Raw genomic sequence first — 21,892 nt, 5'->3', positions numbered from 1 at the left:
CATACAACCTCCCTAGCCCCGATAGGAACGGTTACCCCGCAACAGGGAGTTGGAGAGCTTGAGGGTTTGAGCGTTGGAGAGTACGGGCGTGAGGAGTATGAGTGGATAGCGGGAGATAGCTCCTGAACACTATTTTTCAATAAGTTATCTAAGGATTATTTCTATTCATAAAAATTAAAATAGAATAAATCTCTTAAAGCTCTTTTATTTATGTTGTAACTTTATTCTATGAAAGAGCATATTGTGAGAGGGTTCAGGTTTGAAACTTACAAAGCACCGGAACTATCCGTATTTGATCGTTTACTGGAAATTTTTACAGATTTGTTAACCCATACTTCAGGTGATTTTGATGAAGCAATTGACTGGCTTCGTATGCTGGATGAAGAATATCAGCTTACGACTCCGGATTACACCATAGATGATTTTATTGAGGACCTTAAAAAGAAAGGATATATCCGAGAAGAAGTAGATCCTAATGCTGGTAATGGAATTCGCCTGAGTGCAAAAATGGAACAGAATATCCGTAAACAAGCGCTTAACCAAATATTTGGAAACTTAGGGAAAAATGGTAACGGCAATCATAAAACCAATAAGGCTGGAACAGGAGAAGATACTACGGGAGAATTCCGTAATTATAATTTTGGGGATCCAGTAGAGAAAATTTCTATTACAGAAAGTCTTAAAAATGCCCAGATCAATAACGGAATCGGAGATTTTTATCTTACTGAAGATGATTTAATTGTAGAAGACAGCATTCATCAATCACAGATGAGTACTGTTCTGATGATTGATATTAGCCACAGTATGATCTTGTACGGAGAAGACCGCATCACTCCGGCCAAAAAAGTAGCAATGGCACTTGCAGAGCTGATTACCACAGGTTATCCGAAAGATACTTTGGATATTATTGTTTTTGGTGATGATGCATGGCCTGTTAAAATCCAAGAGCTGCCTTATCTGCAGGTTGGTCCTTACCATACCAATACAGTTGCCGGCCTTCAACTGGCAATGGATATTTTACGAAGAAAGAGGAATACCAATAAACAGATTTTCATGATTACCGATGGAAAACCAAGCTGTGTTCGTCAGGCTGATGGTAGTTATTACATGAATTCTTATGGTTTAGATGAATATGTTGTTCAGAAATGTTATAATATGGCCTCTCAGGCGAGAAGACTGCACATCCCGATTACTACTTTTATGATAGCGCAGGATCCGTATTTGCAGCGCTTCGTGAGTGAATTTACAGAAGCTAATCAAGGTAAAGCGTTTTATACGGGTCTCAATGGATTAGGACACATGATTTTTGAGGATTATGAGACCAATCGCAAGAAAAGAATCCGTTAAAAATTATTATTCGTTACAATATATTTCAAAGTTTATAAAATCACATTTTAAATAATATGACTAACAAGCCCAATATAAAAACACTAGGTTCATTAAAAGCATCAGGATATATATCCAAAAATATAAAAGATGAGTTAAGAGATAACTTAAAAAATAAAATTCGTAATAAAGAGTCTGTATTTGAGGGAATTTTCGGATATGAAAATACAGTTATTCCTCAATTGGAACACGCTATTCTAAGCCGGCATAACATTAACCTATTAGGACTGAGAGGCCAGGCAAAAACCAGGCTGGCAAGGATGATGACCGCTTTACTGGATGAATGGATTCCTTTTGTTGGTGGAAGCGAAATTAATGATGACCCATTTCATCCGATTTCACGTTATGCTAAGGAGTTAATTGAAGCCGAAGGAGATAATACGCCAATAGAATGGCTTCATCGTGATGAAAGATTTTTCGAAAAATTGGCTACTCCGGATGTAACTGTTGCCGATCTGATTGGTGATGTAGATCCTATTAAAGCAGCCAATCTTAAGCTTTCTTATGCAGATGACCGAGTGATTCACTTTGGGATGATCCCGCGTGCAAACCGTTGTATTTTTGTAATTAATGAATTGCCGGATCTTCAGGCGAGAATTCAGGTTTCTTTATTTAATATTTTACAGGAAGGCGATGTGCAGATTCGTGGATTTAAGGTGAGAATGCCTTTAGATATACAATTTGTTTTCACCGCGAATCCTGAAGACTATACCAACAGGGGAAGTATTGTGACTCCACTGAAAGATCGTATAGGGTCGCAGATTTTGACTCATTACCCTGAAAATATCAATATTGCAAAAGAAATTACCAATTATGAATCCAGTTTAGACAGCCGTCAGAAAAATGGAATATATGTTCCCTCTTTAGCAAAGGATCTTCTGGAGCAGATTGGTTTTGAGGCTCGTGAAAGTGAATATGTAGATTCAAAAAGTGGTGTAAGTGCGCGTATGAGTATTACAGCTTTTGAAAATTTATTGAGTACAGCGGAACGTAGGTCTTTACTGACTGGTGATGAAACAACTTCTGTAAGATTAAGCGATTTTGTAGGAGTAATTCCTGCAATCACGGGAAAAGTGGAACTGGTTTATGAAGGAGAACAGGAAGGGGCGGAAGCGGTTGCTCAGCTATTAATTGATAATGCAATCAGAACTTTATTCACCTCTTATTTTCCGAAAGTGGAAAAACTGGAGAAAAAGAATATTGAGGGACCGTTTAGTCAGATTACGGATTGGTTTTTAGAAGATAATGGTTTTTTGGAAATTACAGATGAATCTTCGGATGAATCTTATGCAAAATCTCTTAACAGGATCTATCCTCTTGATCAGATCATTGAAAAATATCAACCTGATACTCAACCAGAGGATATTTTATTCTTAAAAGAGTTTATTCTTTGGGGATTGGCCGTTAACAAAAAATTGAATAGAGAAAGATTCAGAACAGGAGTTTTCTTTTCTTAAATTTTTGAAATTTTCAAGAATATAAAAACAAAAAAGATGTGGAAATTAATTCCACATCTTTTTATATTTTAAACCCAATAATTATCAAACCTGAATAACTCCAAGATTAAATTTTTCTGTAATAGGCGCGTGATTAGCGGCTTCTATCCCCATAGAGATCCATTTTCTGGTGTCTGTTGGGTTGATGATAGCATCTGTCCATAATCTTGCTGCAGCATAGGTAGATTCGGTTTGTTTTTGATATTTTTTTGAAATGGTATCCAAAATCTCATTGTGCTCTTCTTCAGAAATTTCTTTACCTTGTTTTTTCAAGGTAGATTCCTGAATTTGAGCCAAAACTTTAGCAGCTTGTGCTCCACCCATTACCGCAAGATCAGCCCAAGGCCATGCTACAATTAGTCTAGGATCATAAGCTTTTCCACACATCGCATAATTTCCTGCTCCATAAGAATTTCCAGTAATGATGGTAAATTTAGGAACTACAGAATTGGAAACTGCATTCACCATTTTAGCTCCGTCTTTGATGATTCCACCATGTTCTGATTTGGAACCTACCATGAAGCCGGTAACATCCTGTAAGAAGATTAAAGGGATTTTTCTTTGATTACAGTTAGCAATGAATCTTGTTGCTTTATCAGCGGAATCGGAATAAATTACTCCACCAAACTGCATTTCTCCTTTACCGCTCTTTACTAATTTTCTTTGGTTGGCTACAATTCCTACAGACCAGCCATCTACTCTTGCCGTAGCACAAATGATACTTTTGCCGTAGTCTGGCTTATATTCTTCATATTCCGAGTTATCCACAATACATTTGATAATTTCGTAAGTATCATACTGTTCAGCTCTTGAAACCGGCATAATTCCGAAGATATTATCTGGGCTTTCTTTTGGTGGGAAACTTTCTATTCTGTCGAAGCCTGCTTTTTCAGTACTACCGATCGATTTCATGATGTTTTTGATCCTGTCTAAAGCATCTTTGTCATCCTTAGCTTTATAATCCGTAACTCCTGAAATAGAACAATGAGTGGTAGCTCCTCCTAATGTTTCATTATCGATGCTTTCACCAATTGCCGCTTTTACAAGATAGCTTCCCGCAAGGAAAATAGAACCTGTTTTATCCACAATCATAGCTTCATCACTCATGATAGGAAGATAAGCCCCTCCAGCTACACAGCTTCCCATAACAGCAGAAATCTGAATAATTCCTGAAGCACTCATTTTAGCATTATTTCTGAATATTCTGCCGAACATTTCTTTATCCGGGAAAATTTCGTCCTGCATAGGTAAGTATACGCCTGCAGAATCTACAAGATAAATGATGGGAAGTCTGTTTTCCATTGCAATTTCCTGTGCTCTCAGATTTTTCTTTCCTGTGATAGGGAACCATGCTCCTGCTTTTACAGAGGCATCATTGGCTACAACGATACATTGTCTTCCGGAAACATACCCTATAACCACAACAACGCCTCCACTAGGGCAACCTCCATGTTCTTCATACATTTCGTAACCCGCAAATGCCCCTATTTCTATGGAATCAGAACCCTTATCAAGAAGATAGTCTATTCTTTCTCTTGCAGTCATTTTTCCTTCTTCACGAAGCTTTTGAAGCCTCTTTTCACCGCCTCCTTTTTTGATCTCGGCAAGCAAGCGATTTATCTCTGATAATTTTAATCTGTTCTGATCTTCTCGTTTGTTGAATTCGATGTCCATAGAATTTTCAATTTTTTACGCTTAAAGATACTATTTTTATGAGGAATATGAATAGGAAGTAAAACAACTGTTTAATAGTTTGGTTATTAGTAAATTGTGAAATTTTTAACTAAAAAATATTTTTAAATAATTTATATTTTTTCTAACTTTACATAAGAGTAACAGAGGGTGAAATCCTCTGCAAAATACTCTGTTCCTAGTTTATTTTTTTAATAGTTTATTATTTGAAGGCCCTGAAAGTTTAACCCATTTTCAGGGTTTTTTGTATTTAGCCCATTGGATGAGAACAAGGGATGAATATTTGAGCTGATGCTCATTATTTATCTATTTTTGAACCTTAAGTTTGCTCATATTTACAGTCCCATTATTTTTTTTAGATTATTTTACCTTTTTATCAATATTTGGTAAGGGTATTTGTAAATTTGCCTGTTCAAATTTTAAAGAAGGTAGGATATGCATAAATTAGCGCTTTTCAGATTGCATTTAATAGTATTTTTATGGGGGTTCACTGCAATTTTAGGAAAACTGATTCATGCCAATGCTCAGATTCTGGTATTCTACAGAATGCTCTTTGCTGCTGCGTTTCTTTTTGTATTCATAAGGATATTTAAAAAAGAAAGCATAAAAGTTTCTAAAAAAATATTCTTTCAGCTGGCTGCAATAGGTTTTACCATGGCCCTTCATTGGTACTGCTTTTTTTATTCGATCAAAGTCTCCAATGTTTCCATTGCACTAAGCTGTCTATCATTATCAACGCTCTTTGCTTCAATTCTGGAACCCATTATATTTAAAAGAAAGATCGATATTTCAGAAGTAGTGATGGGAGTAGTGATTGTAGCCTGTATTTTGTTGATCTTCAAGACAGAATTTCAATATAAGGAAGGCATTATGTATGGCGTTCTTTGTGCTATTTTTGGGACCATATTCTCAGTTTTTAATGGTAAAATGTTTGGAAAAACGAGTTCCGGGAACATTATATTTTACGAAATCTTCTGCGGTTGGTTTATTTTAATGTTATTTTATTTGTTTTCAGGTCAAATTTTTCAAATGAATGAAATAAACTATCGTGATATGGCGTTAATATGCTTGTTAGCGAGTGTTTTCACTGCTTTTCCTATGTTGGAATCAGTGAGTTTAATGAAGTATATATCGCCTTTTACTCTAATTTTAACAGTTAATTTGGAACCTGTTTACGGAATTATACTAGCTTTTTTTATCTTTGGGGAATCAGAACATATGAGCCCAATATTTTATATTGCATCAGGAGTTATGATACTGGCAATCATTGCGAATGGATTAATCAAGGCCAGAAAAACTAAAACCCTTAACTAGCATCAATTTTATATGATGAAAAAATATTTTTTACTTGCATTTTCACTGCTCTATGGGCTGTCTCAATCTCAGATTATCAGGAAGTATTCCAATGAATTCTTAAATATCGGAGCGGGTGCCCGAGGATTAGCAATGGGAGGTGCTGTAATATCCAATCAGGACGATGTGTATTCTCCTATGTGGAACCCGGCAGGTTTAATGGCTATTGAAAAAGATTGGCAGGGGGCTGCAATGCACGCTGAATATTTTGAATCTATAGCAAAATATGATTATTTAGCCTATGCCAGGGTAATGGAAGAGGGCGTTTTTGGTGTTTCAGTAGTAAGGCTTGGAGTAGATAATATTCTGAATACCACTCAGATGATTGATTCTGAAGGGAATATAGATTATGATAAAATCACAAAATTCTCACAGTCTGATTATGCAGCTATCCTTTCCTATGCCTTTCGTCCCGGAGGAAATCCAAATCTAGATGTGGGGGTGAATGCTAAAATTGTCTATAGAAATGTAGGTAAATTTGCCAATGGTTATGGTTTCGGTTTTGATGTGGGGGCTATTTATAAAGGGGAGAACGGATGGAAATTTGGAGGAATGGTAAGAGATATTACCACTACCGTTAACTTTTGGAGTATAAACCAGAAAGAGTTATCAACAGTGGTGAATGGTGAAGAATTTAACCCCGCACCAAAAGATAAAATGGAACTTACTATGCCTAAACTGAATGTTGGTGCGAGTAAATTATTTGAGATTAACAGCAGTGTTTACGTATTGCCGGAAGCAGGAATCAATGTAGATTTTGCTAAGACCGCTTCATTGATTTCTACTGATTTTGCAAGTATCAGTCCTTATGCAGGAGCTGAATTAGGTTATCAGAAAATGATTTTTGTGAGACTGGGGATCAACAGGTTCCAGTCTATTACAGATATAGAAGATTTAAAAAGAAAAGTTTCTTTCCAGCCAAGTGCAGGGATTGGAATCAGATATAGAGGGCTTACTTTGGATTACGCAATTACCAACTCAGGTATTGGAGGCTCTAATTTCTATTCTAATTTCTTCTCGCTTAAACTGGATATGGGAGCATTCAGAAATGACTAAAATGTAGGATATGAAAAAGTTATCAATATTAATGTTAGCAATTTGCTCAACAGCTATTTTCGGACAGAAAGTTTCAGATTATAAATATGTGTCTATTCCTGAGAGGTTTGAAAGCTTCAAAGGAGATAGTTATGGATTAGAAGAGGCATTGGCAAAAGCTCTGAAAAATAAGAAATATGTGGTTTTGCCGGCAAGTATTGATCAATGGCCGTCTGAGGCAAAAGATAATTCTTGTAATGTTATGAAAGCCGACGTACTGAATGTGAAAAGTATGTTTAAAAATAAATTAATGTTAGTTATAAAAGACTGTAACAATAAGGTTCTTCTTGAATCTAATGGAAGTTCTAGCATTAAAGAATTTGAAGAAGGTCTTGCAGATGCTTTAAAAATGGCCCTAATAAATGTTGGTAACTCTAATCCTGTTGCCATGTTGCCGGCAAAAGAACAGACATCATCATCTTCTTCAGCTATTGCGGTCAACACAGTTCAGAGTTCTGCTCCGGAAACAGCTGTGATTGCTCCGGATACAGGTTCATCCACAGGGAGCTATTCCAATGGGAAAGTGGTTGTACAGAAGATACAGATTGATGCCAATCAGTTTATCCTTGCAAAATCCGGAAGTTCTGTACCGTTTGCCATCTTTAAAACAGCGTCAAAAAAAGATGTATTTATTGTAAAACTTGCTGATAATACTACTACAATTGGCTATTTTGAAAATGGTAATATTGTTATAGATATTCCACAGACAGACGGAAAATATTCTAAGGAGGTTTTCATGCAAAAATAGATGACATTTATTGAAAATAAAACTAAAATAAGCTCTTGAAAAAGAGCTTATTTCTTTGGAAGTATATTGATGTGTTTTTTCTTAGAATAATGGCTCTACCAGGTTATTTATTCGTAAAAATCATTAAGAAAAAGATAGAAATTAGAATACCTGTAACGGTAAATGATAATATATTATCACCTGAAGAATGAGTTTCCTTTCATGGTATTATTGTTTCTAATTAATAATACTAATTTATGAAAAAAATACATATAATAACATTATTTGTGTAATATTTTAAATGTATTAGGTTTTAGTTGTTTGTAAAGTGTTATTTTGGATATTTTATTGTATATGTCTCTTTTTGAGAAAATATAATTTTGATTGAAAATTGATAAAACTTCAATTATTGGTGAACAATAAACAATATGGTAGGAGAGGTTATCCATTATTGTTGAAAAACTCCCAAATCACTTTCGCTTTACTTTTACCTAAGATCTCTTCCAATGTTTCCTGGTTGGCTTCTTTGATTCTTTTTACAGACTTAAGTTTAGACAGTAACAACTCGATGGTTTTTTCTCCCACACCGGGAATCTCTTCCAATTCGGATTTTATAGTGGAATTTTTTCTTCTTGTTCTGTGATGCTTTACCCCAAATCGGTGAGCCTCATCTCTTACTCTTTGAAGGATTTTTAAAGTTTCGGATTTCTTATCAAGATATAAAGGAATAGGGTCTTCCGGAAAGAAAATTTCCTCCAGCCTTTTTGCGATTCCCACAATGGTAATTTTCCCATATAATCCCAATAATCTCAGACTTTTGACAGCAGAAGATAACTGCCCTTTTCCACCATCAATAAGAATCAGTTGTGGAAGACTTTCTCCTTCATCCAGCATTCTTTTATAGCGGCGATAAATAACTTCCTCCATCGTTGCAAAGTCATTGGGACCTTCCACGGTTTTAGGATGGAAAATTCTATAGTCTGCCTTGCTCGGTTTCCCGTCTTTAAAAACAACACAGGCCGAAACAGGGTTAGTTCCCTGGATGTTCGAGTTATCAAACCCTTCAATATGCCGTGGTTCTACAGGCATCCTCAGAAGTTTCTGCATTTCAGCCATAATTCTGTTGGTGTGCCTTTCCGGGTCTATAATCTGAACCTGTTTTAATTTTTCCAGACGATATTCTTTCGCATTTTTTTCCGAAAGCTCCACGATTCTTTTTTTATCCCCAACTTTAGGAACAATAAGCTTTACATTCGGAATTTCTACAGACAAATGGAAAGGAAGTAATACTTCTTTTGAATCGGAGCCAAACTTCTGCCGGATTTCAATTAAAGCTTCTTCCATAATATCTTCATCCGTCTCTTCCAGAATTTTTTTAATCTCTGTAGTGAAACTCTGAATGATATTCCCGTTCCTTATTTTAAAGAAGTTAACATAAGCAGCCGTCTCATCACTGGTCATACCGAAAACATCCACATCATCAATATTGGGATTTACTACGGTGTTTTTAGCCTGGTAATCTTCCAGAATATCCAGTCTTTCCTTAATGATCTGAGCTTCCTCAAACTGAAGATTAGAGGCATGTTTCATCATCTGATTTACCAGATATTCCTTTGCTTTTCGGAAATCTCCCTTAATAATTCCACGGATGGCATCTATCTTCTCATCATATTCTTCCTTGCTTTCAAGATCTTCACAAGGTCCTTCACAATTTTTGATATGGTACTCCAGGCAGACCTTATATTTTCCGTCTGCAATTTTAGCTGGTGAAAGATTCAGATTACAGGTTCTGAGTTTATAGATATGTTTGATGGTATCCAGCAAAATCTTTGCTGGGCGAACTTTTGCATAAGGACCATAGTATTCCGATCCATCTTTAATAACATTTCTGGTCAGGAAAATCCTGGGGAAATCTTCATTTTTAATACAGATCCAGGGATAGGTCTTGTCATCCTTCAGCATGACATTATAAAATGGCTGATGTTCTTTGATCAGATTATTTTCCAGCAAAAGAGCATCATATTCACTGTTTACTATGGTGGTTTCCAGTCGATGGATTTTACCAACCATAATTTTAATCCTGTAACCGGAAAGATTTTTATTGAAGTAGGAAAGAACCCTTTTCTTTAAATTCTTAGCCTTTCCTACATACAATAGCTGCTCGTTTTTATCATAATAACGATAAACACCAGGTTCGGAAGGTAAAGTTTTGAGCTGTAATTCTAAAGAAGGATTCATATAACAAAATTAAGGATTCTTTCTGTTTAAAAGAAGAAAACCTGAAGAATGCTATACAGGTTTTATCATTTATGTTTGGATGAAATTATTGCTTTCTTATTTTGGTATTACAATTAATGAAATAATTCACTTCTTCCGAAAAAAGATAGAACCTTGAAATTTAGTTTCTCCAATTATTGTTAAATGCGTAATTTTAAGAAAATTTTTTAGAAATGATATACGGAGTAGATGTTTTTACTTTCCATGATGTTCTGGAAATATGTGAAAAACCTAATAAAGCCAAGCTGAATAAAGCAGCAAAAGACCAAATTTTAAAATCTCAGAAAAACGTACAGCAAATTGTAGAATCCGACAGATGTGTATATGGAATCAATACAGGATTCGGGCCGTTGTGCGATACTAAAATATCAGCAGATGAAACTGCTCAGCTACAGTATAACCTGATTATTTCCCATGCAGTAGGTGTAGGAAAGCCCATTGAAAAAGAACTTTCCAAAATCATGATGATTGCTAAAGTTCATGCCTTATCAAAAGGGTTTTCCGGAGTCTCTCTTGAAGTGATTGAGAGAATGATCCTGATGCTTGAAAAAGATATTATTCCCGTGGTTCCTGAGCAGGGATCTGTGGGTGCATCAGGAGATTTAGCTCCTCTGGCTCACCTTGTGTTACCTTTATTAGGGCTTGGACAGGTTTGGGAAGGTGATCAGATTTCTGATACCATGGAAGTATTGGAAAAACATAATCTTGAGCCATTAGCGCTAGGTCCGAAAGAAGGATTGGGATTGATCAACGGAACCCAGTTTATCTTGGCTCATGCTATCAAAGGATTAGAGAAATTTGAATATCTGCTGGATCTTGCTGATATGACGGCAGCAATGAGTATTGAAGCGTACAGAGGTTCTGCAAGTCCTTTCAAAAAAGAACTTCATGAGATCAGACCTTTTGAAGGAAGTAAAAAAGTAGCAGCAAGAATGCTTAAGTTCCTGAAAGGATCAGAGAATATGAAATCTCACGAAGACTGTGAAAGAGTTCAGGATCCTTATTCCATGAGATGTGTACCACAGGTTCACGGTGCCAGCAGAAATGCATTTGAGCATCTTAAAAGCATGGCAGAAACAGAATTGAATTCCGTAACAGATAACCCTATTGTATTAAGTGCAGAAGAATCTATCTCCGGAGGAAACTTCCATGGGCAGCTTATGGCTTTACCATTAGATTATGCAACCCTTGCTGCTGCTGAATTAGGAAATATTTCAGACAGAAGAAGCTACCTATTATTAGAAGGAAAATACGGGCTTCCAAGGTTATTAACAGAAAGTTCAGGATTGAATTCAGGATTTATGATTCCTCAATATACCTCTGCTGCATTAGTAACAGAGAACAAAACATTATGCTTCCCGGCATCAGCAGACTCTATTCCTACAAGCTTAGGACAGGAAGACCACGTTTCTATGGGAAGTATTTCAGGACGAAAATTCAATCAGGTTCTTGGAAACCTGGTAAATATCTTATCGGTTGAATTAATGTTTGCTGCTCAGGGACTTGAGTTCAGGAGACCATCGAAATGTTCTAAGATCATTGAAGAGAACTTTACGATTCTTCGTTCTAAAGTTGCGAAACTGGAAGACGACAGATTAATCGGACAGGATATGCTGGCCATTGCTGAGCTGATCAAAGAAAGAAAGTTTATTGTAAACTAATCTAATAAAAATGAAAGGCTTCCGAAAGGGAGCTTTTTTGTTTCCAAAAATATTTTAATATCATTCAACATGACTATACAAAGAACAGATTCCAATTCTTCAGACTTTAAAGAGCTTGTAAAATCTCTTGATGCCAACCTTGCAGAACATAACGGAGATGATGACGCTTTTTTTGCCCAGTTTAACAAAATTGATATGATTAAAAACTGTATTGTTGCTTACATAGATCAAACTCCGGCAGCATGTGGAGCTTTCAAGGAACTTACAGAAGATACGGTTGAAATAAAAAGGATGTTCACCAATCCTGAGTTCAGGAAAAGGGGATTAGGATCTTCCATTGTAAAGGAACTTGAAAATTGGGCTAAGGAATTAGGATATCAAAAAGCAGTTCTTGAAACTTCTAAAGACCTTACGAATGCCATTTCAGTGTATGAAAAAAGCGGATTCCAAAGAATACCTAATTACGGTCAGTATATTGGGGTAGACAGCAGCGTTTGTTTTGAAAAATATTTAATCTGAAGTTAGTTGATAGAAGCCAATTAATATTCATATAATGCTAAATTCATTTTTTTTAAACTTTTAATTCTCTTGAAAGTGTTATATTGTGGTTCCAACCAAAATTATAACATATGAAAAAAACTGTATTTTTCCTGGCATTATTTTTTGCCTTAAATTCCTGTACACAGGAAGAACTCCGCAATGAGAGCTCAAATATTGAAATGTCTCAGAAAGATCCTCTGACAGCAAAACAGATCAACGAAAGAATTAATCAGGCCATAAAAAATGAAGGAACTTTCAATTGGAGGAATGAATCTGATCATTTTCTATGGAGTGCCATTTTCCGTGGTAACAGAATGGTATCTATTGGATTTGGCTCGTCAAAAGATGATTTCGACAGAAGTAAATCTCCTGATAACAAAAAAATGGAGGAAGAGATTTTAAATCTCATTGCAAAATCTGAAGGAAAAGGATCTGCAAGATTCCTTTTGAATTCCGATCAATATCTAAATCAGATGGATGTTACCATTGAAAAGGAAGAAACAATAACCGCTCTTCGTCAGATGAAAACTATCCGATATGTAGAACCGGCAGATTATCATTATTTTGAAAATGAAGCCCAATACAATACCACTGCAAAATCTTCAGGCAGCGGTTCTTCAGGATGTGGTTTTTCCACAGCTACTTTAAGTGCGGTAGATTATACTTCCACAACACCAAGTGCAAAAATTCCATGGGCATTTACTAAGCATAATATTCCTGATGCATGGAGCTACAGTACCGGAGCAGGAGTAACCATTGGTCTTATTGACACGGGAGTTTCCCCGGACCAGTCTTTATTGGGATCCAGCTTTAATAATGGAGCATCTTCAGGAAGAACGATCAGTAAGTTCGGGGTATATAATTCCGATGGTTCAGCGGATCAGTGCGGGCACGGAACTAAAATGGCTTCTGTAATGGCTGCCCCTAGAAATAACGCAGGACTTCCGGTAGGAGTGGCTTATAATGCCAATCTTATTGCTTATCGTGCAGCCGAAAATGTTGTATTGGAAACCTCCAGTGAACAAAACGGAGTAAAAACAGCATTTACAGAATTAGGAAATAATACCAATGTAAAGATCATCTCGATGTCTATGGGACATATTTTTTCAGTAGGGAAAATTGAAGATGGAGTAAAATATGCTTATGCCCGAGGAAAACTGATTTTCTGTGCAGGTGGAACATCTACCAGCTTTACCAATTTTGTAGGAGTTATCTTCCCTGCTTCAATGTCAGAAACACAGGCGATAACAGGGGTGAAAGAGGGAACTTCCAATCAGAAATGTGATGTTTGCCACTCCGGAAGTCAGATTGATTTTACCTTCCAGATGGAAAGATCATCAGGAAATACAGTTCCGGTGTTAAGTTATTATAACGGACAGGCAGATTATGTAGGTGGATCTTCTGTAGCAACAGCTGCCACAGCGGGAATTGCAGCTTTAGTTTGGGCTAAAAATCCATCCTGGACCAGAGATCAGGTACTGAATAAAATGAGACAGTCGGCAACGTACTATCCAACGGTCAATTCAAGTTATGGTTATGGAAACATTAATGTTTTAAAGGCTGTACAATAAATAATATTACAATCAATAAAAAAGAAAAGGAAACATCTCCGCTGAGGTGTTTCCTTTTTTATGATAATATTATCCGATCCTTACACTTGTCATACTCAGCGAACCTCCAATAAGTTCATCATTAAACAGTGCTAATTCTTCAGCCTGGTCTTTCAATCCTAAGGTATAAATCAAAGGAAGATAATGATCCGGAGTTGGTACCGCATACTGTAAAGATGTTCCTTGCTTATGATAATCAATAATATTTTGAAAATTACCGTCCAGAAGCCAGTTATTAGTCTTTTCACGGGCTTCAATTGCCCAGTCCCAGCCAGCACCAACAGTATTAATGTTTTTCCAGTCGATCATACGTAAATTGTGAACAATATTTCCACTGCCTATGATCAGGATGCCTTTCTCACGAAGCTTGTTCAGTTTTTTGGCAAGATCATAATGATATTGCGGTGGTTTTGTATAATCAATGCTCAATTGGATCACCGGAATATCCGCTTCAGGATATAAATGTCTGATAACAGACCAGGCACCATGATCCAGTCCCCAATTATGATCTTCCTCTACTTCTACAGGAAGCAAAAGCTCAGCTGTTTCCCTAGCTAATTGAGGGCTGCCAGGTGCAGGATATTGTACTTCAAACAATTCTTTAGGAAAACCGTAAAAATCATGAATAGTTTTAGGCATTTCCATAGCAGTAACAAAGGTTCCCGGAGTATACCAATGGGCAGAAATACACAGGATAGCGTTAGGCTTTGGAATTTCACTTGCTGTCTTACGGAATCCCTGCACAAACTGGTTTTCTTCAATAGCATTCATTGGAGAACCATGCCCAAGAAATAAAACCGGCATTCTCTGGGTCGTGTTGAAGTTTTCGCTTATATTCTGAAGATCGTTGAGGTTCATAAGTATTGAATATTAAAAGGAAAAAGGTTCAAGGTTTTTAGTAAAAATCCCTGAACCCTTTTATGATGTATGTTAGAAATTAAGCTTGTTTTACAAACTGTAATTCACCTGCAATTTTTACATCGTCACTTACCATTACACCTCCTGCTTCAAGAGCTGCATTCCAGTTCAGTCCGAATTCTTTTCTGCTGATTTTTCCTTCAAAAGAGAAACCTGCTTTTGTATTCCCCCATGGGTCAACGTTAATTCCGCCGAAGTCTACATCTAATGTTACCGGCTTTGTAATCCCGTTGATGGTAAGGTTACCAACCACTTCATTGTTCAGATTCTGAGATTCAAAAGTAATTGTTGGATGAGCTTCAGCATTGAAGAACTCAGCAGACTTTAAGTGATTATCTCTGTCAGTATTATTAGTGAATACAGAATCTGTCTGGATGGTAGCTGTAGTTTTAGCGTTTGCAAAGAATTCATCTTCAGATTCAATTTCAGCAGTGAAAGTTCTGAAGCTTCCTTTTACGTTAGAAATCATCATGTGTTTTACTTTGAAAGTAATTTCACTATGCGTTGGGTCTAAGGTCCATTTTGTTGCCATTGTAATTTTGTATTTTTTTGTTATTATTAATGATGCAAATTTAGAACAGAGAGTATATACGAGTCATTGATATAGGATAAGAAATGAAATTGTCTACATTGAATAATGAATTCTCTTATTGCTTTAAGTCTTACCTTTCAATATTCTCATCAATTTTATCACAGATAGAATCCTTGCGCCTTAAAAACGTATCCTTGTAAACAAACTTTGCGCCCTTGTGTTTTCCCAATTAAGCCTACAAAATTCTACCATTAAGTTAAGAAATATTTTCTATAGATGAATTAATTCCATTTTATGAATGTTTTAATTTAACGTTTCTTAACGGATGGTTTTTATTTCTTATTTTTGATGGATTCAATTTTATACAATGAAATTACATAAATTTTCTTTATTGATGCTTGTTTTGGGGAGCTCAGCGTTTGCCCAGACACAGAAGTTTACGATGGCAGAGGCTGTAAATGGATTGAGAACCAACCTTGCCGTGAAAAATATTTCACAGTTTTCATGGTCTGCTGACGGGAAGTCCTATATTCAATCCGTAAAAGGCGGATATCTGGCTACAGATTTAAAAACAAACAAACAGGATACGCTGATATCTCTGACGCAGCTGAACAGACAATTGACAGATAATAAACTGAAGTCTTTCCCTTCTATTAAATTTACAGGAACATCTAATGGATATTTCAATACAAACGGGAAAATGTTCTGGATTGAAAAATCAGGAAACGACTGGAAAGTAAAGAATTCTGCAATGATAGATCAGGATGCGGCTAATGTAAAAATGTTTGGTGACGGACAAACTTTTGCCTTTACTGTAAAGAATAATTTATTTGTTAATAAAAACGGAAAAACCATAGCGGTAACCAATGAAGCTAATGAGAATATCATCAGTGGCCAGACTGTTCACAGAAACGAATTCGGGATTGATACCGGAATTTTTCCGGCGCCAAACTCTGAAAGCGTAGCATTCTATAAAATGGATCAGACCATGGTGGCAGACTATCCAATCATTGACTGGTCTGTAACTCCCGCTGTTAACCATAACATCAAATACCCAATGGCAGGGCAAACCTCTCATCAGGTAACATTAGGAGTTTTCAATATTAAAAACCAGACAACAACGTTCCTGAAGATCGATGGTGAAAAAGATCAGTATCTGACAGCCGTTACCTGGAGTCCGGATTCAAAATATATTTTTGTAGGAGTCTTGAACAGAGGTCAGAATCATATGAAAATGAATCAATATGATGCCGTTACAGGAACACTGGTAAAAACTTTATTTGAAGAAACGGACAGTAAATATGTAGAGCCGCAGCATCCGCTTACTTTCTTCCCGAATTCAAATACAGACTTCATATGGCAGAGTCAGAGAACAGGCTACAATCATTTATTCCATTACAATCTTGAAAAAGGATTGGTGGCTCAGATCACAAAGGGAGATTGGCTGGTAACTGAAATCTTAGGATTTAATGAAAAGAAAAAAGAAATTTTCTTTACTTCTACGAAAGAAACTCCTTTAGAAAGACATCTATATAAGATCAACTGGACGAATTTCAAAATGGAAAGACTTGACTCTGATGCAGGAATGCACTCCGGAGTTCTGAGTAGTGACGGAAACTATCTGTATGATACTTACAGCAATGCAAACACACCAAGAGTAGGAAATATTATCAATACTTCCAACCTGAAATCTACAAATATCTTTACCTCTGAAAATCCGTTAAAGACTTATCAGAGACCGGAAATTAAAAATGTAGAATTAAAGGCGGATGATGGAACTCCTCTATATGGAAAGATCATCTTACCAACGAACTTTGATCCGAACAAGAAATATCCAACCATCGTTTACTTATATAACGGACCGCACTTACAACTGATTACAAACAGCTTCCCGGCTTCCGGAAATCTTTGGTATGAGTATATGGCTCAAAATGGATATATCATCTTCACAATGGACGGAAGAGGTTCTGCCAACCGTGGAATGAAGTTTGAGCAGGCTGTTTTCAGAAACCTGGGAACAACGGAGATGAACGATCAAATGAAAGGAGTTGACTATCTGAAATCCCTTCCTTACGTAGATGGTGACAGAATGGGTATTCACGGATGGAGCTTTGGTGGATTTATGACAACAAGCTTCATGCTTCGTAAACCGGATGTATTTAAAGTAGGAGTTGCCGGAGGACCGGTAATTGAGTGGAATATGTACGAAATTATGTATGGAGAAAGATATATGGATACTCCACAGGAAAATCCACAAGGGTATGCAACGGCTAATCTTCTGGATAAAGTACAGAACCTGAAAGGAAAACTATTAATGATTCACGGAGCACAGGATGATGTAGTGGTATGGCAGCATTCCATTAAGTTCATTAAATCGGCAGTGGATAATGGAGTTCAGTTAGATTACTTTGCTTATCCGGGACATCCACATAATGTAATTGGAAAAGACAGGGTTCACCTGATGCAGAAAATCACAGATTATTTTGATCAGTATCTGAAGAAATAAAGCACGAAAGCTATCTCATGATGAGGTAGCTTTTTATTTTAATTGTAATAGGGTGGAAATGTTTTTTTAGAATCCCTCTTTAGTAACTGAAAATATGGGTTTAAATTTTCATGAGAGTGACAAACTACGTTCAGAACTGGTTTATTGTGTTCATGGAAGTTAATCATAAAATTCTTTAACGACATAATTTCCCTTATTAAGCCTGTTCAATTCTTTGATTAAATAATACCGGTGCAGAAAACCAGTCAGAACAACGATTTTCTTATGGGGATGTTTTACAGTTGTATTATAGATATTCTGAGCCATTGTCTGATTTCTCAGGTCCCAGAAACCTGACATTAATTTAAATCCTTCTCTGTAGCTTATTTTTTCACCATTAGGTTTAGTGGCAAACCGTTGTGCAAATTCCTTTCTGCTATCTGTTATTTTTATTAAATCTGTGTACTGGGCATTCTGCGATCTTATCAAACATCAATGCATATGCCTTTTCATAGCCGTAACTTTGCCTGTATAAAATCAAAATCAACAATATGGAATTAGGAATAGGAATGTTCGGTGATTTGGCTTTTGACCAGTCAACCGGGAAATATAGAGATGCAGGAACCAAGATTCATGAAATATTGGAGCAGGTAAAATTCATGGATGAGGTAGGAATAGATGTCTTTGCGATGGGAGAGCATCACCGTCCGGATTATGCTGTTTCATCACCGGAAATGGTATTAGCAGCAGCGGCAAGCATCACAAAAAATATAAAATTGGCAAGTGGAGTTACGGTTTTAAGTTCCTCAGAACCGGTAAAAGTGTATGAAGACTTTGCGACATTAGATTTAATATCAAACGGAAGAGCCGAAATATTCGTTGGACGCGGAAGTTTTATTGAATCATTTCCGTTGTATGGTTATTCTTTGAATGACTATGAAGAACTGTTTGATGAAAAGCTGGATTTATTATTAAAGATTAATGCTGAAGAAAATGTGACCTGGTCAGGAAGACTTCGCGCTCCTATGAAAAGCCAGACCGTATATCCAAGAGCGAAAAATGGAGGGAAACTTCCTATCTGGAGAGCAGTGGGAGGAACACCACAGTCCGTTTTAAGTGCTGCTCAGTTAGGAATGCCATTAGTAGTCGCAATTATTGGGGGAATGCCAATCCAATTTAAAAATCTGATTGAATTCTACAAACAGGAATACCAGAAAGCTGGGCATGACATGTCTAAAATGCAGATTGCCATTCACTCACATACTTTTGTAAGTGACGATCAGAATGTAGTAGACGGATATTTCCATAACTATAAATCTCAGATGGATAGGGTAGGTTCTTCAAGAGGTTGGGCTCCTTACACAAAAATGCAGTATGATGGCGGAAGAAGTAAAGAGGGAGCATTGTTCATCGGAAGTCCGGCCGAGGTAGCAGATAAAATTGCTTATATGAAAGAAATCTTTGGAATCACAAGATTCATTGGCCATATGGATATTGGTGATCCAGCTCATGATATCACAATGAAATCTATTGAACTCTTTGGAAAAGAAGTAAAGCCATTGGTTCAGAACCTGTAATTATATAGGTTATTTAACCGCAAAAGTCACAAAAGTGTTTAAAAGCTTTTGTGACTTTTGTTGTTTTAAAAAATTAGAATTATATAATCTGAATCAGGCTTCCTCTTTCCTCGTCCTTAATAATGTTGAGCGCTGTGGGAATCTTTTCTTTAAGCTCTTCTACGTGAGAGATAATTCCCACAATTCTGTTTTCTTTCATCAGATTGGTCAGGGTTTCAAATACAATATTAACAGATTCCGTATCCTGAGTTCCAAAGCCTTCATCAATAAAGAAAAAGTTTTTATCTGCCTGAGCATTGGACTGAACACTTTCTGCCAGAGCCAACGCAAGACTTAAAGATACCTGGAATGCCTGTCCGCCCGAAAGTGTTTTCACACTTCTGCTTCTGCCCTCATTGAGATAATCAATGATTTCAAAATCATTATTTTCATTAAGCTGCAGGCTCAACTGGTTTCTGGTCATTCTATGGAAGCGGATATTGGCATGATCGCATAACTGCCTCAGATAAATAGAAGAAACATATTGTACAAATCCGGCTCCTTTAAACAGGTTCATCATCAGTTTCAGGTTTTCAGAACATTTCTGAAGCTTTGTTAACTCTTTTAAAAGTTCTTCTTTTTTCTTGTATTCCTTTTCTAGCCTTTCTTTTTCAGCGGTCATGGTGACAACGGCATCATTGATTTGCTTTAATTCACTCTGAGCTTCTCCAAACTGTTTTTCAGCCAATGAAAACTGCTCGTCATCAAAGGAAAGCCCTTTCAGTTTCAGTTCCAGCCCTTCAATTACTTTCTTGAGAGTTTCAAAATCAATTTTAAATTGCTGGATTTTAACCCTTATCTCCTGAATATTAATTTCCTGACGCAGAATATTTTCCACTTCATTAAATGCAGTAAAATGATGTTCATTTAAAGTCTTATCAATAGTCTGCTGATTCTCTGAAATTTCTTTTTCAAGCGCTGCAATCTGTTTTTCCGTCTGGCTTACGATCGCTTTCTGTTCTGCAAGTTTAGGAGAAAGATCCTTTTCCTGCTGAGAAGCTTTTTGATACAGTTGCTCTGTTTCTGTATTGGATTGTGCTAATTTCTGATAAGCCTCTTCAACTTCTGTGACAGTCTTTTGTGCATAATGTTCCCACTCCAGAATTTTAAGATTGGAACGGCTGATATTGATCTCTTTTTGCTTCGTAGCCTCTTCCAGCTTGAAAGTTTCCAGAGCATTTTTATATTTTTCAAGAACTTTGCTTTCTTTTTCCAGGGTTTCCCGTTCAAGACCGATCATTTTGTCCGTTTCTTCAATTTTCTTTTCCACAGCAAAAGAATCTGCTCTTTTTTTCTCAAAATCCTCTTCCTGATCAGAACTGAACTGCTTCCACGTAAACTGTTGAAGATGGATATCCATATCCTTTTGGATCTGTTGAAGAATTTTCTGTTCAGAGATTAGTTGTTCTTCAAATATTTTCTTTCTGTCCAGAATTTTCTCAACAGCAGTTTCCTGTTGCTGAAGTTGATGAGTTTCCTGTTCAACGGCTTTAATTTTCTCCTGAATATCCTGAAATTCTGTATTTACATCGTGAAATTCCACAATATGCGGATGTTCCTGAGAACCGCAAAGCGGGCACGCTTCTCCATCATAAAGCTCACTGGCAAATCGGGAAAGTTCTTTTTGAATCTTCAGGTGATCCAGCTTCTGAGAAAGTTCTTTTTTTTGAACTTCCAGAGCCTCTTTCTTATTATTGAAATCCTCTTTAAAATTTTCCTGAAGGGCAAAAGGTTTTAACTCTTCAACAATCTGTTCAATCTGCTTCTGATGCTTTTGAGTTTTTTCAAGCTGTTCCTGTTGCGTTTTTTTGAAGTTCTTCTGTTGAATAAACCAATTTCCTACATTGGAAAGTAAAGAAGCATCAAGTTTTTGTCCTTTTAAAACATCAAGGTTTTTAGAAAGCTCACTAATCTTTTTCTGAATAATCTCTCTTTGAATCTCTACTTCGGCTACCTTTTCCGATCCTTTTTGAGTTCTTTCATTAAGGGTTTTGATCTCATCATAAAACTTCAGGATCTGTACAATAAGGTTCAAGTCGTTTTCCTGAATTCTGGATTGTTCCAAAGCCTTGAATTTGGGCTCCAGAACAGTAAGCTGCTCCTTTACAGTATTAAAAGTAACTTCTGTTTCCCGTACAGTTTTGATCTGGCTTTCTTTCTCATTTCTTTTTTCGGTAATTCCTCTGGAAAGCCTGTTTTTATCAGTAATTAATGGATTAAAAGCTCTGAAAGTGCGGTCATACAACTCGGATTGGGCTTCCAAAGCATCCATCTGAGGCTTCTGCTCAGAAAGGGTATTGAATTTTTCCCGGTTTTGTTTTAAACTTTCAAAATCGGTTTTTAGATTTTTTAGCTGTTGATAAGCCTGGGAAACTTTTTCAAACTTTTCATTAGCCTGAATCAGCTTTTTCTGTTCCTCACCCAAAAGATTTGTTTGAAGCTGAATTTTTTCTTCGCTGATTTCTTCAAAACCTTTTAGTTGGCCTTCAAGCTGATCCAGTTCT

General features: G+C 36.5%; 16 protein-coding genes. 10 read left to right on the top strand and 6 right to left on the bottom strand.

The genetic code is table 11. From position 1 onward, the window contains the following. Positions 1 to 228 precede the first annotated feature (228 nt). Together BBH99_RS16565 and BBH99_RS16560 are read left to right on the top strand one after the other, a co-directional pair. Complete coding sequence (locus BBH99_RS16565) at positions 229 to 1,347, top strand: vWA domain-containing protein (protein ID WP_066698171.1); 1,119 nt, start codon at positions 229 to 231, stop codon at positions 1,345 to 1,347. A 56-nt stretch (positions 1,348 to 1,403) separates the two neighbouring features. Next, positions 1,404 to 2,843 (top strand): AAA family ATPase, encoded by a 1,440-nt coding sequence (locus tag BBH99_RS16560; RefSeq protein WP_066698168.1) that lies wholly within the window; start codon positions 1,404 to 1,406, stop codon positions 2,841 to 2,843. Between the two features lie 84 nt (positions 2,844 to 2,927). Here the strand turns inward: BBH99_RS16560 and BBH99_RS16555 are convergent, their stop codons facing one another. Next, positions 2,928 to 4,556 (bottom strand): acyl-CoA carboxylase subunit beta, encoded by a 1,629-nt coding sequence (locus BBH99_RS16555; protein ID WP_066698167.1) that lies wholly within the window; start codon positions 4,554 to 4,556, stop codon positions 2,928 to 2,930. A gap of 453 nt (positions 4,557 to 5,009) precedes the next feature. Here BBH99_RS16555 and BBH99_RS16550 point away from each other — a divergent pair, with 453 nt between their 5' ends. Genes BBH99_RS16550 through BBH99_RS16540 form a run of 3 tightly spaced genes read left to right on the top strand, consistent with a single transcriptional unit; the run spans position 5,010 to position 7,770 of the window. Next, entirely contained in the window at positions 5,010 to 5,888 is an 879-nt protein-coding gene (locus BBH99_RS16550; RefSeq protein ID WP_066698165.1) for a DMT family transporter, read from the top strand. Between the two features lie 12 nt (positions 5,889 to 5,900). Then, complete coding sequence (locus tag BBH99_RS16545) at positions 5,901 to 6,983, top strand: putative type IX sorting system protein PorV2 (protein WP_066698163.1); 1,083 nt, start codon at positions 5,901 to 5,903, stop codon at positions 6,981 to 6,983. Positions 6,984 to 6,993: 10 nt separating this feature from the next. Continuing rightward, positions 6,994 to 7,770 (top strand): hypothetical protein, encoded by a 777-nt coding sequence (locus tag BBH99_RS16540; RefSeq protein ID WP_066698161.1) that lies wholly within the window; start codon positions 6,994 to 6,996, stop codon positions 7,768 to 7,770. A 420-nt stretch (positions 7,771 to 8,190) separates the two neighbouring features. Here the strand turns inward: BBH99_RS16540 and uvrC are convergent, their stop codons facing one another. Then, positions 8,191 to 9,987, bottom strand: a complete 1,797-nt coding sequence (gene uvrC, locus BBH99_RS16535) for an excinuclease ABC subunit UvrC (RefSeq protein ID WP_066698159.1) — start codon at positions 9,985 to 9,987, stop codon at positions 8,191 to 8,193. A 212-nt stretch (positions 9,988 to 10,199) separates the two neighbouring features. Here uvrC and hutH point away from each other — a divergent pair, with 212 nt between their 5' ends. From hutH to BBH99_RS16520, 3 genes are all read left to right on the top strand, one after another. After that, positions 10,200 to 11,687 carry a histidine ammonia-lyase gene (gene hutH / locus BBH99_RS16530; protein ID WP_066698157.1) on the top strand — a complete coding sequence of 496 codons (1,488 nt, stop codon included), beginning with the start codon at positions 10,200 to 10,202 and terminating at the stop codon, positions 11,685 to 11,687. A gap of 69 nt (positions 11,688 to 11,756) precedes the next feature. Next, positions 11,757 to 12,206 (top strand): GNAT family N-acetyltransferase, encoded by a 450-nt coding sequence (locus tag BBH99_RS16525; protein ID WP_066698155.1) that lies wholly within the window; start codon positions 11,757 to 11,759, stop codon positions 12,204 to 12,206. A gap of 110 nt (positions 12,207 to 12,316) precedes the next feature. After that, the gene (locus tag BBH99_RS16520) at positions 12,317 to 13,798 is read left to right on the top strand and encodes a S8 family peptidase (protein ID WP_066698152.1); all 1,482 of its coding nucleotides are present in this window, start codon (positions 12,317 to 12,319) and stop codon (positions 13,796 to 13,798) included. Positions 13,799 to 13,867: 69 nt separating this feature from the next. Here BBH99_RS16520 and ygiD read toward each other — a convergent pair whose 3' ends face one another. Together ygiD and BBH99_RS16510 are read right to left on the bottom strand one after the other, a co-directional pair. Continuing rightward, positions 13,868 to 14,695, bottom strand: coding sequence for a 4,5-DOPA-extradiol-dioxygenase (gene ygiD, locus BBH99_RS16515; RefSeq protein ID WP_066698150.1), 828 nt, complete (start codon positions 14,693 to 14,695; stop codon positions 13,868 to 13,870). A gap of 79 nt (positions 14,696 to 14,774) precedes the next feature. After that, the gene (locus BBH99_RS16510) at positions 14,775 to 15,287 is read right to left on the bottom strand and encodes a YceI family protein (protein ID WP_066698147.1); all 513 of its coding nucleotides are present in this window, start codon (positions 15,285 to 15,287) and stop codon (positions 14,775 to 14,777) included. 367 nt (positions 15,288 to 15,654) lie between these two features. On the opposite strand from BBH99_RS16510, the gene BBH99_RS16505 reads away from it, so the two are divergent. Further along, the gene (locus BBH99_RS16505) at positions 15,655 to 17,793 is read left to right on the top strand and encodes a S9 family peptidase (protein WP_066698145.1); all 2,139 of its coding nucleotides are present in this window, start codon (positions 15,655 to 15,657) and stop codon (positions 17,791 to 17,793) included. A gap of 159 nt (positions 17,794 to 17,952) precedes the next feature. On the opposite strand, the gene BBH99_RS16500 is transcribed toward BBH99_RS16505, so the two are convergent. After that, a complete protein-coding gene (locus BBH99_RS16500) occupies positions 17,953 to 18,261 on the bottom strand; it encodes a TraB/GumN family protein (RefSeq protein ID WP_066698143.1) in 309 nt (102 codons plus the stop codon). Between the two features lie 62 nt (positions 18,262 to 18,323). Between BBH99_RS16500 and BBH99_RS16495 the strand changes: the two genes are divergently transcribed. Then, positions 18,324 to 19,349, top strand: coding sequence for an LLM class flavin-dependent oxidoreductase (locus BBH99_RS16495; RefSeq protein ID WP_066698141.1), 1,026 nt, complete (start codon positions 18,324 to 18,326; stop codon positions 19,347 to 19,349). Between the two features lie 79 nt (positions 19,350 to 19,428). Here the strand turns inward: BBH99_RS16495 and BBH99_RS16490 are convergent. Then, on the bottom strand, positions 19,429 to 21,892 hold a 2,464-nt coding region (locus BBH99_RS16490), incomplete at its 5' end, for an SbcC/MukB-like Walker B domain-containing protein (protein WP_066698127.1).

It is taken from the genome of Chryseobacterium contaminans, from assembly GCF_001684955.1.
Lineage (GTDB): Bacteria > Bacteroidota > Bacteroidia > Flavobacteriales > Weeksellaceae > Chryseobacterium > Chryseobacterium contaminans.
Note: the sequence above shows the minus strand (reverse complement) of the source record. Positions and strands in the feature narration are given on the sequence as shown.

Bases quoted from the DNA above. Each gene is read 5' to 3' on its own strand.
- BBH99_RS16560 (WP_066698168.1), top strand. From the start codon at position 1,404: ATGACTAACAAGCCCAATATAAAAACACTAGGTTCATTAAAAGCATCA.
- BBH99_RS16565 (WP_066698171.1), top strand. From the start codon at position 229: ATGAAAGAGCATATTGTGAGAGGGTTCAGGTTTGAAACTTACAAAGCA.
- BBH99_RS16495 (WP_066698141.1), top strand. From the start codon at position 18,324: ATGGAATTAGGAATAGGAATGTTCGGTGATTTGGCTTTTGACCAGTCA.
- BBH99_RS16520 (WP_066698152.1), top strand. From the start codon at position 12,317: ATGAAAAAAACTGTATTTTTCCTGGCATTATTTTTTGCCTTAAATTCC.
- uvrC (WP_066698159.1), bottom strand. From the start codon at position 9,987: ATGAATCCTTCTTTAGAATTACAGCTCAAAACTTTACCTTCCGAACCT.
- BBH99_RS16550 (WP_066698165.1), top strand. From the start codon at position 5,010: ATGCATAAATTAGCGCTTTTCAGATTGCATTTAATAGTATTTTTATGG.
- ygiD (WP_066698150.1), bottom strand. From the start codon at position 14,695: ATGAACCTCAACGATCTTCAGAATATAAGCGAAAACTTCAACACGACC.
- BBH99_RS16555 (WP_066698167.1), bottom strand. From the start codon at position 4,556: ATGGACATCGAATTCAACAAACGAGAAGATCAGAACAGATTAAAATTA.
- BBH99_RS16525 (WP_066698155.1), top strand. From the start codon at position 11,757: ATGACTATACAAAGAACAGATTCCAATTCTTCAGACTTTAAAGAGCTT.
- BBH99_RS16510 (WP_066698147.1), bottom strand. From the start codon at position 15,287: ATGGCAACAAAATGGACCTTAGACCCAACGCATAGTGAAATTACTTTC.
- BBH99_RS16545 (WP_066698163.1), top strand. From the start codon at position 5,901: ATGATGAAAAAATATTTTTTACTTGCATTTTCACTGCTCTATGGGCTG.
- BBH99_RS16540 (WP_066698161.1), top strand. From the start codon at position 6,994: ATGAAAAAGTTATCAATATTAATGTTAGCAATTTGCTCAACAGCTATT.
- BBH99_RS16505 (WP_066698145.1), top strand. From the start codon at position 15,655: ATGAAATTACATAAATTTTCTTTATTGATGCTTGTTTTGGGGAGCTCA.
- hutH (WP_066698157.1), top strand. From the start codon at position 10,200: ATGATATACGGAGTAGATGTTTTTACTTTCCATGATGTTCTGGAAATA.